Origin of the sequence: Aromatoleum evansii, from assembly GCF_045689615.1 — a bacterium.
In the GTDB taxonomy this organism is placed as follows: Bacteria; Pseudomonadota; Gammaproteobacteria; order Burkholderiales; family Rhodocyclaceae; genus Aromatoleum; species Aromatoleum evansii.
Window position 1 is genome coordinate 4,976,061 of record NZ_CP141259.1, and the last position, 14,377, is coordinate 4,990,437.

The following is a 14,377-nucleotide window of genomic DNA, read 5'->3' on the forward strand; positions in this document are numbered from 1 at the left end:
CCGACCAACGTCAATCATCTGAAGGCGAACTGCGCCCCTCCATGAAAACCCATACGTCCGAAACCCAGGCCAGCGTCACCCCTGCACTTGCCCTGCAGTTCCTCAGGGAGGGCAACGCACGCTTCGTCAACAACCTGCGCGCGAGCCGCGACCTGTTGCAGCAAGCCAACGAGACGCGCGACGGCCAGTGGCCGTTCGCCACCGTCGTGAGCTGCATCGATAGCCGCACCTCGGCCGAGCTCATCTTCGACCAGGGCCTCGGCGACATCTTCTCCGTGCGCATCGCCGGCAACGTGATCAACACCGACATCATCGGCAGCCTCGAATTCGCCTGCCACGTGGCCGGATCGAAGCTCATCGTGGTGCTCGGGCACACCTCGTGCGGCGCCATCAAGGGCGCGTGCGACCACGTCGAACTGGGCAACCTCACCGAGCTGCTGTCGAAGATTCAGCCGGCCGTCTATGAAGAGAGCCAGACCCCGGATCCGGCGCAGCGCAATTCGAAGAACGCCGCGTTCGTCGAGAACGTGGCCGACCTGAACGTGCGCCGCTCGGTGCGTTCGATCGTGAACCGCAGCCCCATCCTCGAGCGCCTGATCGCCGCCGGCAAGGTGGGCATCATCGGCGGCAAGCACGACCTCGCCAGCGGCACGGTGACGTTCTTCGACGACACCTGGCTGCACGACGCCGCGTCGCTGCGGCTCATCGCCGGTTAGTTGGCACAACGTGGCTCCCTCCCCTTCAAGGGGAGGGTTGGGGTGGGGATGGGTGGACTCCGCAGCGTCTGCAAGAAACCCATCCCCATCCTGTCCTTCCCCTTGAAGGGGAAGGAACCTGCTAATCGCGCCTTGCGAGCTCCAACCGCGAGGAGGTGCCGGGGAATGGCCATGCCTCATTGAGAACGCACCACTACACCAGCTCCGCTCCCGGACGGCTGAACGCGAGCCGCGCCGTGACCGGGAAATGGTCGGAGGGATAAAGCCGGCCCGAGTGCCAGGTGTCCGCGCCGGCCGCCACGGTGCGAAACTGCGGCGAGGCGAGGATCCAGTCGATCGCCTCGCGCACGGGCGCGCGGCCGTAGTCGTGATAGGTGCCGACCGCCGCACCCGCTTCCTGCAGCACCTCGCGCAGCGCACTGCCGGCGGTGAGCTCGCGGAAGGTCACCGAGTCGCGTTCGGCGTTGAAGTCGCCGGTGACGACCACCCCCTCGTCCTGCGGCAGCGCCTGCACCCGGTCCCGCAACAGGCGCGCCGACTCCTCGCGTGACGTGCCCTCGTAGTCGAAGTGCGTATTGAGGAAGGTGAGGCGGCGCCCGCTGCCGTCGCGCGGCGCGAGCCTCACCCAGCTCGCGGTGCGCGGGTAGGCCGCGCCCCAGGACTGCCGCCCCGGCGTGTCCGGTTCGTCCGCGAGCCAGAAGTGGCCGCGCGCGAGTTCCTCGAAGGCCGCACGGCGGTATAGCAGCGGCGCCATCTCGACCGCCGGGTCGCCGTCGCCGCCGCGCTGCACGCCGACGAATTCGTAGTCCGGCAGCGCGGCGCGCACGTATTCGGCCTGCTCATCGTCGCGGCACTCCTGCAGGCCCAGCAGATCGGGGTCGAAGGCGCGGATGCGCTCGACCACCAGCCCCTTGCGCTGCGACCACGCGTGCTCGCCGTCCGGCGCCGAGGCACAGCGGATGTTGAAGGACATCACCGCGAGCTGCATGTTCACCTCCATGACGAAGCGCGAGCGACACTGCGGGCGCACGGCCTTCCGGCCCCCTGCTACTTAGATCACGGTGCTCTTGCGCCCGAATGAGATAGTCTAGGCATTGCAACAATACTTTCACGTGACGGGGGTCGCCAGATGATCGTTGCAGCGATGCTTGCCGGCGAAGCGGCAGGGCGGTGCCCGTACACGGCCCCCTGCACGCGCCGCCGCGGCCAGATCGCCGCCACGTCGGGATCGCACCCGCCGGACGCACGGGGAGACGGCCGATGATCCCCGCCGAGTTGCCGCCGGAATCCCGCCCCCCCTCCCCCGGCCATGCGGTGCGACGGTTCGCCCGCCTCGCGCTGCCCTACTGGAAGTCCGAGCATCGCTGGAAGATCGGCGCCGCGACGCTGCTCCTCCTTGCCCTGACGCTGAGCCAGGTGGCGCTGGTGATGTGGACGAGCTACTGGAACCGCGCGTTCTTCGATGCGCTGGAAGCGCGCTCGCTGGATGCGCTGCTGCAGCAGATCCTCGTCTTCGCGCTGATCCTCGCGCTGACGATGGGCGTCACCGCGCTGCACATGCATGTCAAGCGCTGGCTGCAGCTGGACTGGCGGCGCTGGCTCACGGCGAACCTGGTCGACCAGTGGATGACACGCTCGCGCCATTACCGCCTGCAGTTCCTGAAAGGCGAGCACGACAACCCCGACCAGCGCATCGCCGAGGACATCCGCATCTCCACCGAGGCGGCGATCAGTCTCGCGCACTCGCTGACCTATTCGCTGCTCGTCGGCTGGGCCTTCATCGCGATCCTCGCGGAAGTGTCGGGCAGCGCGCCGATTCCCGGCAGCGAGTTCGAGGTGCCCGGCTACATGGTGCTGCTGGCCTTCGCCTACGCGGGAGGCGGCGCGGCGATCGGCTACCTGCTCGGCCGCCCGCTCGTGCGCGCGACGAACCGCCTGCAGAGCGTGGAGGCCAACCTGCGCTTCAGCCTCGCGCGGGCGCGCGAGAACGCCGAGGCGATCGCGCTGACGCACGGCGAACGCATGGAGCGGCGCAGCGCCGTGCAGCTCTTCGGCGACGTCGCGCGCGGCTGGAACCGGCAGACCTTCGCCTACCTCGGCATCGTGTCGTTCTCGACCGCGTACGGCAACCTGATGCCGATCTTCCCCATCCTCGTCGCGGCGCCGCAGTTCATCGCCGGTGCCCTGACGCTGGGCGGCCTGATGCAGGCGGCACAGGCCTTCGAGCGGCTGGCGTCGGCGCTGTCCTGGCCGATCGACAAGCTGGGCGAGATCGCGATGTGGCGCACCTCGGCGGGCCGCGTCGTGAACCTGCACGACGACATGCTGCGACTCGACGTCATCGACCATCAGGGCGAGCCCGCACGCATCAGGATCGGCCATTCGACCAAGCCCGAGCTGCATCTGTGCGGCCTGTCGCTGGACACCCAGACCGGCGAGCCGCTGCTGCGCGGCCTGGAACTGCGCGTGCGGCGCGGCGAGCGCATCCTGATCGTCGGCGACGCGCACGTGACCCTGGCGCTGTTCAAGGCGGTGGCGGGATTGTGGCCGTGGGGCAGCGGCGAGATCCGCCTGCCCGAAGGCCCGGAAATGGTTTTCCTGCCGCAGCGCCCCTTCCTGCCGACCGGCACGCTGCGCGCCATGCTGTGCTACCCGCACCCGCCCGAGCGCTACCCGACGCCAGAGCTGCACCGCGCGCTCGAATGCGCGGGCATCGACTGGCTCGCCCCGCGCCTGGACGAATCCGACGACTGGAACCACGTGCTGCCGCTGCGCGCGCAGCAGCGACTGAGCACGGCGCGGCTCTTCCTGCAACGGCCCGCCTGGGTGTTCCTCGAGGACACGACCGACGCCTTCGACGCCAAGGGCGAGGCCGGCATCCTGGAGATGATGCACCGCGAAATGCCCGACATGACGGTGCTGTCGGTGATGCGCCACGGCGGCCTCGAGCGACACTTCCACCGCAAGCTGGAACTGCACCGCGTCGGGACGCCCGAACTGAAGGCGGGCAGCGACGGGAGCGTCCCCGCCGCGAGCCCTGCCCCCGTCACCGGCTCAGCGGAAGTCGGACGGTAGCCAGCCGCGCTCGACGCAGTCGCGGAAGCACCACGCCGGCGTCGTCTCCGTCTTGTAGCTCCAGAAGAACCAGCCGAGATACTTCTCGAACGCCAGCAACTGAGCCGCCGCGTAGCCGCGGTTGGCGACGGTCTGCTGGAACTCGTCCATGTGCTCCAGCGCATGGTTGAACGGCCCCTCGGCCCACAGCGAGACCACGCGCAGATCGAGCCCCAGGCTCCATTCCCCGCACACCGCGGGCAGGCCCAGCTCGGCATTGATCGCGTCGGCCTCCTCGCGCCACTCGCCGCCGGCCTTGCCCATGTGGGCGAAGATGTCGGAGTCGATATCGCGGCGGTCGAAGCACTGGTAGCGGTGCAGGTCGAAGATCACATTGCGGTACTCGGGCGCCTGCATGAAACCGACGTACTCTCGGAAGGAGCGGAAACCGTCGTGGAACACCACCGCGACGCGCTCGGCCGGGCAGTGCTTGCGGATGCGCTCGTAGGCGGCGAGGTAGAAGTCCTTCAGGTAGTCGGTCGGCACGTCCCAGCGCGGCTCGTTGAGGCACTCGATCGCGTGCAGCGCCGGGTGACTGCTGTAGCGCGCGGCAATGCGTTCGAGCACGGACAGTGCATGTTCGAGGTAGTCGGGCTGCGTGTGCCACTCGCACACCCCCATGATCCCGCCATTGTCGAAACCGTTCTGGCAGCCGGGCGCGGCGTGCAGGTCCAGCATCACGCGGATGCCGAACTCCTGCGCCCAGTCCATCGCGCGGTCGAGCACCTCGATGCCGCCGGTGGCGAAGGGATGGCGGTGTTCACCGTAAGCGCGGTGCCAGGGGTAATCCGGCCCGAAGATCCAGTGCCCGTAGGGGATGCGCACTGCGTTGAGGCCGCGCTCGGCGATCCACGCGAAGTCCTCGCGCGTGACCCAGCGGTTCCAGTGCACGCGCAGGCGCTCGGTCGCGGCGACCGGCCCCAGTTCGGCGCAGAAGGTCGTCTCGTCGGTGGCGGCCAGCCCCTCGAACAGGCTCGGGACCATCCACTTCTCGAGCAGCAGCCAGCTGCCGAGGTTCACGCCGCGCAGTTTCGGACTCGTCGCTTCCATGATCCGGCCTCCGTTCGTCGTCATCAAGGCGGCAATCGAGACCAACCGTTCGCTCTGAGCCCGTCGAAGGGCGATTGAAGGGCTTCGACAGGCTCAGCCCGAACGGTTCTTCGTTGCCGGGTCAGATCGCTCAGGACCATCCCTCGCATCACTCTAGCCGCGAACGCACATACCATCCCTGCCTTATTGCACGGAGATGTTCGTGCGGCTGCGGCAGACTGGCATCACGCGATGCGCGAGGAGCGGCACGATGGACGACAAATGGTGGCAACGCGCGGTCGTGTACCAGATCTATCCGCGCAGCTTCATGGACACCGACGGCGACGGCATCGGCGACCTGCCGGGCATCCTCGCGCGCCTCGACTACCTGCACTGGCTCGGCGTCGACACGCTGTGGCTATGCCCGATCTACCGCTCGCCCAACGACGACAACGGCTACGACATCTCGGACTACTGCGCGATCATGGACGAGTTCGGCACCCTGGCCGACTTCGACCGCCTGCTCGTCGACGCCCATCGCCGCGGCATGCGCGTGATCCTCGACCTCGTCATCAACCACACCAGCAACGAACACCCGTGGTTCGTCGAATCGCGCGCCTCGCGCGACAACCCTAAGCGCGACTGGTACATCTGGCGCGACGGGCGCGACGGCGGCCCGCCGAACAACTGGGAGAGCATCTTCCGCGGCCCCGCCTGGGAACACGACGCCGCGACCGACCAGTGGTACCTGCACCTCTTCACCCGCCGCCAGCCCGACCTGAACTGGGAGAACCCGGCCGTGCGTGCGTCGATCCACGCGATGATGCGCTGGTGGCTGGACAAGGGCGTGGACGGCTTTCGCATCGACGCGATCACCCACATCCGCAAGGCGCCGGGACTGCCCGACATGCCCAATCCGCAGGGCCTCGCGCAGGTCGCCGCCTACCCCTTCCACATGAACGTCGCCGGCATCCTCGACTACATCGACGAGCTATGTCGCGAGACGCTCGCCGGACGCGACGCGATGACCGTCGGCGAGGCCAACGGCATCGGCCCGGACGCGGCCGAGGAATGGGTCGGGACGACGCGTGCGCGCCTGTCGATGATCCTGCAGTTCGAGCACTGGCATCTGTGGTCGAACGCCCCGCAGGCGGCGCTCGACGTGCGCGCGCTGAAGCGCATCCTCGGCCGCTGGCAGACCGCGCTGCACGGCCGCGGCTGGAACGCGCTATACCTCGAGAACCACGACCTGCCGCGCGTCGTCTCGCGCTGGGGCGATCCGCAACGCTTCCCGCGTGAAAGCGCCACCGCACTCGCGACGATGTACTTCCTGATGGAGGGCACGCCCTTCATCTACCAGGGGCAGGAGCTGGGCCTCGCCAACGCCGCATTCGCGAGTCTGACCGAATTCCGCGACAGCTTCGCGCACAACCGCATCGCCGAGATGCGCGCCTCAGGCATGAGCGAGGACGCGATCCTCGACGAGATGCGCCGCACCGGCCGCGACACCTCGCGCACGCCCATGCCCTGGGACGACGGCCCGCACGGCGGCTTCACGACCGGCACGCCGTGGCTCGCGGCGCACCAGGATTACCGGACCGCCAACGTCGCCCGCCAGCAGGCCGCCCCCGGCTCGGTGCTCCACCATTACCGCGCGCTGATAGCGCTGCGCCGGCGCGAGCCCACGCTGATCCATGGCCGCTACGGCGCGCTCGCACCCCGCAGCACGCGCATCTACGCCTACACCCGCGGCGAGGGCGACGAACGCATCGCCGTGATCTGCAACCTCACGGGCAGCACCGCGACCTTCCGCCACGCGGGCTTCGCGCTCGAATCCCGCGACCTGCTGCTGGCGAACCGCGCCGTCGCGCCGCACGGCCCGCGGCACGCGCTGAGCCTCGCGCCGTGGGAGGCGCGCGTCTATCGCATCTCGGCCGCGTGCTGATCCGTAACGGCCGGCGCGGCCGCGTCGTCGCCATCGGTGGCCGCCTCGACCATCGTCCCGGGGAGCGCCTTCGTCGGCTTCACGCCGAGCTGCTTCAGCATCTCCGCCTGCCGGATCACGTTGCCGCGCCCGCTCGCGAGCTTGTTGTGCGCGGCGTGGTAGGCCTTCTGCGCCTGCTCAAGCCGGTTGCCGACCGATTCCAGGTCCTCGACGAAGCCGACCAGCTTGTCGTAGAGCTCCGCGCCGCGCTTCGCGATGTCCTGCGCGTTGCGGTTCTGCGCCTCCTGGCGCCACAGGTGGGCCACCGTGCGCACGACGAAGAGCAGCGTCGACGGGCTCACCAGCAGCACGTTCTTCTGCCACGCGTCCATGAAGAGCTCGCGGTCGTGCGTCACCGCGAGCATGAAGGCGGGCTCGACCGGCACGAACATCAGCACGAAATCGAGCGACTTCAGGCCGTACAGGTCCTGGTAGTTGCGCTCCGACAGCCCCTTGATGTGCGCGCGCACCGAGTCCAGGTGGCGCTTCGCCGCGGCGTTGCGCTCGCCCTCGTCCTCCGCGGTTACATAGTCCTCGTAGGCGGTCAGCGACACCTTGGCGTCGACGACCAGGTGGCGGTCCTCCGGCAGGTGGATCACGACGTCGGGCTGCGCGCGCGAGCCGTCGTCGCGCGTGTGGCTTTCCTGCACATCGTACTCCTCGCCCTTCCTCAGGCCCGAGGCTTCCAGCACCCGTTCGAGGATCAGCTCGCCCCAGTTGCCCTGCGCCTTGCTCGACCCCTTCAGCGCGCGCGTGAGGTTCTTCGCGTCCTGGGAGAGCGACTGGTTGAGCTCCATCAGCTGGCGCACCTGCTCGGCCAGCGCGCTGCGGTCCTTGCCCTCCTGCACGTAGACCTGCTCGACCTTGCCCTGGAATTCCTGCAGCTTGACGCGCAGCGGGTCGAGGATCTGGCCGATGTTCGCCTGGTTCTGCTCGGTGAAGCGCTTGGCCTTTTCCTCGAGGATGTCGTTGGCGAGGCTCTTGAACTGGTCGGTGAGGCTCTCGCGCGCCGCGATCAGCAAGGCGAGCTTCTCGTCGGCGGCGCGCCGCTCGGCCTCGAAACGCGTGTTGAGTTCGGCGAGTTCGGCATTCAGGCGGTTCGCCAGCGTCTCCGCCTGCTCGCGCAGGGTCCGTTCGGCCTGCAGGTCGCCGCGCAGCGCCGCCAGCAGCTCGCGCTCGGCCTTCAGCTCCGCCGCGAGCTGCGAGTTCACCCGCCCGAGCGTCTCGCGCTGCTCGCCGGCCTCGCGCTGCAGGGTCGCCAGCCGTGCCAACGCCTCACCATGCTGCTGCTCCAGCGGCGCGACGCGCGTCGCCCGTTCGGCGAGCTGCGCGCGCTCGTCGCGCACCGCATCGAGCGCGTCCCGCCACTCGCCCGCCTGGCGCCGCAGGGCGTCGAACTGGGCGAGCGACTGCGCGCGCTCCTGCTCCAGCGCCCGCGCCCGCTCCGTCGCCGCAGCGAGCTCGACGCGCACCTCCGCGCGCCCCTGCTCGATCGCCGCTGCAGCCGCCTCGGCCGCGCGACCGCGCAACAGCAGCCACACCAGCAGCGCCCCGGCAACCACCCCGCCCAGCACCGCGACCAACCAGACCAGCACGCCCACCGAACCGCTCACCATCGTTCCGCCATCCCGTTTCGTCTGCCGCACCCCGGACGGGGCGGGCGAAAGGCGAAATGGTAGCGCCGGCACGATAGAATTGCCCGATGAGACGCGGACCATCCACTGCACTGCCCGGCCCCGAGCCGACCGAACGCCACGACTGGCAGACCCTGAAGAGCCTGTTCCCCTACATCTGGGCCTACAAGGTCCGGGTACTGTTCGCGCTGTCCTGCCTCGTCGCCGCGAAGGGCGCGAACGTGGCCGTGCCGCTGATCTTCAAGCGCCTCATCGATGGCCTGTCGCTGACCACCGACCAAGCCTTCATCGTCGTCCCCGCCGCGCTGCTGCTCGCCTACGGCGTGCTGCGCTTCTCGACCTCGCTGTTCACCGAGCTGCGCGAGATCGTGTTCGCGCGCGTGACGCAGAACGCGGTGCGCGAGATCGCGCTGCGCGTGTTCCGCCACCTGCACGCCCTGTCGCTGCGCTTCCATCTCGAGCGCCAGACCGGCGGCCTCACGCGCGACATCGAACGCGGCACGCGCTCGATCGGCTCGCTGATCAGCTACACGCTGTACTCCATCCTGCCGACGCTGATCGAGATCAGCCTCGTGATCGGCATCCTGCTCGTGCAGTACGACCCGGTGTTCGCGCTGATCACGCTCGGCACCCTCGTGCTCTACATCTTCTTCACGATCCGCATCACGAACTGGCGCACGGTGCTGCGGCGCCAGGCGAACGAGCTGGACTCGGCCGCGAACGCGCGCGCGATCGACAGCCTGATCAACTTCGAGACCGTGAAGTACTTCAACAACGAGGACTTCGAGGCGCGCCGCTACGACGAGCAGATGCGCAAGTGGACGAATGCGCAGGTCACCAACCAGAAATCGCTGTCGGCGCTCAACATCGGCCAGGCGGCGATCATCGCGGTCGGCGTCACTGCGATGATGTGGCAGGCAGCGAGCAGGGTCGCAGCGGGCACGATGACGATCGGCGACATCGTGCTGGTCAACGCCTTCCTGATCCAGCTCTACATCCCGCTCAACTTCCTCGGCGTGCTGTACCGCGAGCTGCGCCAGTCGCTGACCGACATCGAGCGCATGTTCGGGCTGATGCACGAGCACCGCGAGGTCGCCGACGCGCCCGACGCCGTCGCGCTACCGCCCGGCCCCGCGAGCGTGCATTTCGAGCATGTCGGCTTCGCCTACGACCCCAAGCGCACCATCCTGCACGACGTCGACTTCGCGATTCCCGCCGGACGCACCGTCGCCGTCGTCGGCCATTCGGGATCGGGCAAGTCGACGCTCGCGCGCCTGCTGTACCGCTTCTACGACGTGCAGCAGGGTGCGATCCGTGTGAACGGCCACGACCTGCGCGCGCTCACGCAGGCGAGCCTGCGCCAGGCGATCGGGATCGTGCCGCAGGACACCGTGCTGTTCAACGACACGCTCTACTACAACATCCAGTACGGCCGTCCCGAGGCGAGCCGAGCCGAGGTCGAGGCCGCCGCGCGCGCCGCCCAGCTCACCGAATTCATCGCGCGCCTGCCGGACGGCTGGGAGACACGCGTGGGTGAGCGCGGACTGAAGCTCTCCGGCGGCGAGAAGCAGCGCGTCGCGATCGCGCGTGCGCTGCTGAAGAACCCGGCCATCCTGATCTTCGACGAAGCCACCTCGGCGCTCGACTCCAAGACCGAAAAGGCGATCCAGGCGCAGCTCGACCTCGCCGCCGAAGGACGCACCGCGCTCGTGATCGCTCACCGGTTGTCGACGATCATGAACGCCGACGAGATCATCGTGCTCGACCAGGGCCACATCGTCGAGCGCGGCACGCATGCCGAGCTGCTCGCCCGTGGCGGCGACTACGCCCGCATGTGGGCCCTGCAGCAACAGGAACGCGAGGAAGCCCTGCTGGCGGGATCCAACCCGTGACACGCGCATTACGCGGGCGGCGCCATCACTCCGTGGACAGCGTGATCAGTGCATTCTTAGGGCGCACCGATCCGCTAAACTATGAGGCTGGCAATTAGATACCGTTCGGGCTGAGCCCTTCGACGGGCCTGTCCTGAGCGAAGTCGACGGGCTCAGCGCGAACGGTGGTATTTGATTGCCGCCTTGATAACGGCACACACAAATACAAAGTCCCCCGATGGACGCGCACGACGCTCCCGCCTTCCTCCACGAAGTCATCCTCTTCCTCGCGCTCGCCGGCGTGCTCATTCCGCTGCTGCAGCGGCGCAGCATCAACCCGGTGCTGGGCTTTCTCGCGGTGGGGATGATCGTCGGCCCCTTCGGCCTAGGCCAGCATACCGACGGCGCGCCGTGGCTGCGCTACCTGAGCTTCTCGCGCCAGGAAGACGTCGCCGTGTTCGCCGAGTTCGGCGTGATCTTCCTGATGTTCATGATCGGACTGGAAATGTCCGTCGACCGACTGTGGGCGATGCGCCGCCTCGTCTTCGGGCTCGGTCACCTGCAGGTCGGCCTGTCGGCGATCACGATCGGCGGCATCGCCTACGCCTTCGGCAACAGCATCGAATCCTCCGTCGTGCTCGGCCTCGTGCTCTCCTTCTCCTCCACCGCCGTCGTGATGCAACTCCTCACGCAACGGCGCGAACTCGGCAGCCCGCTCGGCCAGGCGACCTTCTCCGTGCTGCTGTTCCAGGATCTCGCGGTCGTGCCGCTGCTGGTCCTGGTCGCGGTGCTGGGGCAGAAATCCGGCGACAGCGTGTTCGCGCTGATGGCCGTCGCCGCGCTCAAGGGCGTCATCACCGTCGGCCTGATCTACTTCATCGGCAGCCGCGTCGTGCGTCCGCTCTTCCACCAGATCGCCGCCAGCCGCCAGTCCGAATCGTTCATGGCCGTCACCCTGCTGACGGCGCTGGGCGTCGCGGTGCTCACGCAGGCGGCCGGCCTGTCGATGGAGATGGGCGCCCTGCTCGCGGGCCTGCTGATCGCCGAGACGGAGTTTCGCCACGAGGTCGAGGTCACCATCGAGCCCTTCAAGGGCCTGCTGATGGGCGTGTTCTTCATGTCGGTGGGCATGGGCATCGATATCAGCGCGATCCTCGCCAAGCCGCTGCTGCTGCCGCTGTCGGTGATCGGTGTGCTCGCGATCAAATCGCTCATCCTGATCGTGCTGTTCCGCCTCTTCGGACTGTCCTGGGGGCGCGCCACCGAAGGCGGCATCATGCTCGGCCAGGGCGGCGAGTTCGCCTTCATCGTCATCGGCATGGCGCTCGGCCTCGAACTCATCGATCCCGGGGTCGGCCACTTCATGCTGCTGGTCGTCGGCCTGTCCATGCTCATCACGCCACCCCTCACGCTGCTCGGGCGCAAACTCGGCAACAGCATCGACGCACGCGTCGGCAAACCCGTCTTCGAGGAAGACCGGCAGCTCGAGCAGCTCAGCGGCCACGTGATCATCGCCGGCTACGGCCGCGTCGGCCGGCTCATCGGCGAACTGCTGTCCGAGCAGGGCATCCCCTACCTCGCGCTGGAATCCGACGCGAAGCTCGTCAAGCAGATGCGCACCGAGGACGCGCCGGTGTATTTCGGCGACGCGAGCCGCCCCGAGCTGCTGCGCCGCCTGCACCTCGAACGCGCCGTCGCCGTCGTGCTCACGATGGACCGCACCGCCGCGGCGCTGCATGCCGTCAAGGGCATCCGCGCGACCTCCCCCAGCATCCGCATCGCCGCCCGCGCCCGCGACGAGTCCCACGCCCAGGCCCTGCGCGAAGCCGGCGCCACCGTCGTGATTCCCGAAACGCTGGAGTCCGGACTGCAACTCGCCGGCTCGGTGTTCGAAACGCTGGGCGTCCCGGGCGACGTCGCGACCCGCCTGCTCGAGCAGGAACGCGCGCGCCGCATCGCCGTATTCCGCACCGGCTGATCCGAGCCCCAAGGAGATCCCCATGCCCACCCTCGCCCTCGTCGCCACCGGCGGCACCATCGCCGGCGCCGCGGCATCTGCCACCGACACCACCGGCTACACCGCCGGCGCACTCGGCGCCGACGCGCTCCTCGCCGCCGTGCCGCCGCTCGCCGACGTCGCGCAAATCCGCGCCGAACAGCTCTTCAGCCTCGACAGCAAGGACATGCGGCCGGCCCACTGGCTCACGCTCGGCCGCCGTGTCCGCGCCCTGCTGGACGATCCTGCGATCGACGGCATCGTGATCACGCACGGCACCGACACGCTGGAAGAGACCGCGGCCTTCCTGGACCTGACGCTCGCCGCTGCGAAACCCGTCGTCCTCACCGCCGCGATGCGCCCCGCGACGGCACTGTCCGCCGACGGTCCGATGAACCTCTACAACGCCGCGTGCGTCGCCGCTCACCCGGACAGTCGCGGCCGCGGCGTGCTGGTGAGCTTCGGCGACGCGATCTACCCCGCGCGCGGCGTTAGGAAGTGCGAGACCCACCGCGTCGACGCCTTCGCCGGCACGAACGCCGGCGCGATCGGCCAGACCGACCCGCTGCGCTATTTCACCCCGCCGCCGGCCGGGGGGGGCGCGCGTGTGGAACTCCCGCCCGATCTCGCCGAGCTGCCACGCGTCGACGTCCTCTACGTCGGCGCCGGCACGCCGCCCGCCCTCGTCGATGTCATGATTGCGGACGGCGCTCGCGGCCTGGTGCTCGCGCTGCCCGGCAACGGCAGTCTGCCCGATGCCTGGGAAGCGCCGCTCGCCGCCGCCGTCGCGCGTGGCATCGCGGTGATCCGCGCCTCCCGCGCGGGCATGGGGCCGGTCGGGCGCAAGCCGCTGGACGATCGCCTCGGCACGCGGGCCGCGGGCGAGCTGCCGGCCTCGCAGGCACGCGTCGCGCTGATGCTGGCGCTCGCCGCAGGCGATCCCGCCCTGCTCGACCTCCTCCTCGGCGACGCCGGCTGAGCGCGGGCACCGTCGCCTCGGCGACGGTGCTGCAGGGCGACCCGCGGCCGCCCGCTACATCCCGTAGTCCTCGCCGCCGCCCGCCAGCGCCACATCGATCATCCGCCGCGTCAGGTGCGGTGCGAACAGCTCGATGAACGCATACACGTAGCCGCGCAGGTAGGCGTTGCGCCGCAGCCCCACGCGCGTCGTGCTCGATTCGAAGAGATGCGCGGCGTCCGCCATCCCCAGCGCCTTGTCGCTCGCCGGATCGTAGGCCATGCGCGCGACGATGCCGATGCCCAGATCCATCGCCACGTAGGTCTTGATCACGTCCGAGTCCAGCGCCGTCAGCACCACGTTCGGCCGCAGCCCGCGCCCGAGGAAGGCCTTGTTGATCAGGCTGCGTCCGGTGAAGGCATCGTCGTAGGTGATCACCGGATAGCGCGCGATCGCCTCCAGCGTCAGCGGATGCTCCTTCAGGATCGGGTGGCGCGGCGTCGCCACGATGCAGCGATTCCACTGGTAGCAGGGCAGCATCACCAGCTCGTCGTACTCGGCGATCGCCTCGGTCGCAATCGCGATGTCCGCCTCGCCCGACATCACCATGTCGCACACCTGGCGCGGGCTGCCCTGATGCAGCGACAGCTTCACCTGCGGGAAGCGCTGCATGAAGTCGCGGATCACGCGCGGCAGTACGTAGCGCGCCTGCGTGTGGGTGGTCGCGATCGACAGGTCGCCCGCGATCTCGTTGGTGAACTCCTCCCCGACCTGGCGCAGGTTGTCGGCGTCGCGCAGCATGCGCTCGGCGATCGCCAGCACCTGCCGCCCCGGCGCGGTCACGTCCACCAGGCGCTTGCCGTGGCGCACGAAGATGTCGACCCCCAGCTCCGCCTCGAACTGCCGGATCTGCTTCGACACGCCCGGCTGGGACGTGAACAGCGCTTCCGCCGCCTCCGAGACGTTCAGCCCGCGGCGCGCGACTTCATGGATGTAACGCAGCTGCTGGAGGTTCATCGCCACCCCTTTATAACCAAAACTTCTTAAAGTTTAACGCAAACCATCTTTCTGATCC

10 protein-coding genes are annotated in these 14,377 nt (G+C 68.8%); 6 read left to right on the forward strand and 4 right to left on the reverse strand.

Going from position 1 to position 14,377, the window contains the following annotated elements:
* Window positions 1–41 precede the first annotated feature (41 nt).
* Window positions 42–716, forward strand: coding sequence for a carbonic anhydrase family protein (locus tag U5817_RS23300; RefSeq protein WP_169132520.1), 675 nt, complete (start codon window positions 42–44; stop codon window positions 714–716).
* Window positions 717–909: 193 nt separating this feature from the next.
* Here the strand turns inward: U5817_RS23300 and U5817_RS23305 are convergent, their stop codons facing one another.
* The gene (locus U5817_RS23305) at window positions 910–1,746 is read right to left on the reverse strand and encodes an endonuclease/exonuclease/phosphatase family protein (RefSeq protein WP_407279003.1); all 837 of its coding nucleotides are present in this window, start codon (window positions 1,744–1,746) and stop codon (window positions 910–912) included.
* A gap of 230 nt (window positions 1,747–1,976) precedes the next feature.
* On the opposite strand from U5817_RS23305, the gene U5817_RS23310 reads away from it, so the two are divergent.
* The gene (locus U5817_RS23310; protein WP_407279004.1) at window positions 1,977–3,791 is read left to right on the forward strand and encodes an ABC transporter ATP-binding protein/permease; all 1,815 of its coding nucleotides are present in this window, start codon (window positions 1,977–1,979) and stop codon (window positions 3,789–3,791) included.
* On the opposite strand, the gene U5817_RS23315 is transcribed toward U5817_RS23310, so the two are convergent.
* Window positions 3,771–4,880 (reverse strand): glycoside hydrolase family 5 protein, encoded by a 1,110-nt coding sequence (locus U5817_RS23315; protein ID WP_169132877.1) that lies wholly within the window; start codon window positions 4,878–4,880, stop codon window positions 3,771–3,773. The genes U5817_RS23310 and U5817_RS23315 overlap by 21 nt on opposite strands.
* A gap of 250 nt (window positions 4,881–5,130) precedes the next feature.
* On the opposite strand from U5817_RS23315, the gene U5817_RS23320 reads away from it, so the two are divergent.
* Window positions 5,131–6,804, forward strand: a complete 1,674-nt coding sequence (locus U5817_RS23320; RefSeq protein WP_407279005.1) for an alpha-glucosidase — start codon at window positions 5,131–5,133, stop codon at window positions 6,802–6,804.
* Here U5817_RS23320 and rmuC read toward each other — a convergent pair.
* Window positions 6,780–8,459, reverse strand: a complete 1,680-nt coding sequence (rmuC, locus tag U5817_RS23325) for a DNA recombination protein RmuC (RefSeq protein WP_407279006.1) — start codon at window positions 8,457–8,459, stop codon at window positions 6,780–6,782. The genes U5817_RS23320 and rmuC overlap by 25 nt on opposite strands.
* An 86-nt stretch (window positions 8,460–8,545) precedes the next feature.
* Between rmuC and U5817_RS23330 the strand changes: the two genes are divergently transcribed.
* From U5817_RS23330 to U5817_RS23340, 3 genes are all read left to right on the forward strand, one after another.
* Entirely contained in the window at window positions 8,546–10,369 is a 1,824-nt protein-coding gene (locus tag U5817_RS23330; protein WP_169132876.1) for an ABC transporter ATP-binding protein/permease, read from the forward strand.
* 217 nt (window positions 10,370–10,586) lie between these two features.
* Window positions 10,587–12,326, forward strand: coding sequence for a cation:proton antiporter (locus U5817_RS23335; RefSeq protein WP_407279007.1), 1,740 nt, complete (start codon window positions 10,587–10,589; stop codon window positions 12,324–12,326).
* A gap of 22 nt (window positions 12,327–12,348) precedes the next feature.
* On the forward strand, window positions 12,349–13,323 hold the full coding sequence (locus U5817_RS23340; RefSeq protein WP_407279008.1) for an asparaginase: 975 nt from the start codon (window positions 12,349–12,351) through the stop codon (window positions 13,321–13,323).
* A gap of 54 nt (window positions 13,324–13,377) precedes the next feature.
* On the opposite strand, the gene cysB is transcribed toward U5817_RS23340, so the two are convergent.
* A complete protein-coding gene (cysB, locus tag U5817_RS23345) occupies window positions 13,378–14,319 on the reverse strand; it encodes an HTH-type transcriptional regulator CysB (protein ID WP_169131753.1) in 942 nt (313 codons plus the stop codon).
* Between the last annotated feature and the right edge of the window lie 58 nt (window positions 14,320–14,377).

Excerpts from the sequence above, each read along its gene's own strand:
- U5817_RS23300 (WP_169132520.1), top strand. The coding sequence starts at position 42 with ATGAAAACCCATACGTCCGAAACCCAGGCCAGCGTCACCCCTGCACTT.
- U5817_RS23310 (WP_407279004.1), top strand. The coding sequence starts at position 1,977 with ATGATCCCCGCCGAGTTGCCGCCGGAATCCCGCCCCCCCTCCCCCGGC.
- U5817_RS23315 (WP_169132877.1), bottom strand. The coding sequence starts at position 4,880 with ATGGAAGCGACGAGTCCGAAACTGCGCGGCGTGAACCTCGGCAGCTGG.
- U5817_RS23320 (WP_407279005.1), top strand. The coding sequence starts at position 5,131 with ATGGACGACAAATGGTGGCAACGCGCGGTCGTGTACCAGATCTATCCG.
- rmuC (WP_407279006.1), bottom strand. The coding sequence starts at position 8,459 with ATGGTGAGCGGTTCGGTGGGCGTGCTGGTCTGGTTGGTCGCGGTGCTG.
- U5817_RS23330 (WP_169132876.1), top strand. The coding sequence starts at position 8,546 with ATGAGACGCGGACCATCCACTGCACTGCCCGGCCCCGAGCCGACCGAA.
- U5817_RS23335 (WP_407279007.1), top strand. The coding sequence starts at position 10,587 with ATGGACGCGCACGACGCTCCCGCCTTCCTCCACGAAGTCATCCTCTTC.
- U5817_RS23340 (WP_407279008.1), top strand. The coding sequence starts at position 12,349 with ATGCCCACCCTCGCCCTCGTCGCCACCGGCGGCACCATCGCCGGCGCC.
- cysB (WP_169131753.1), bottom strand. The coding sequence starts at position 14,319 with ATGAACCTCCAGCAGCTGCGTTACATCCATGAAGTCGCGCGCCGCGGG.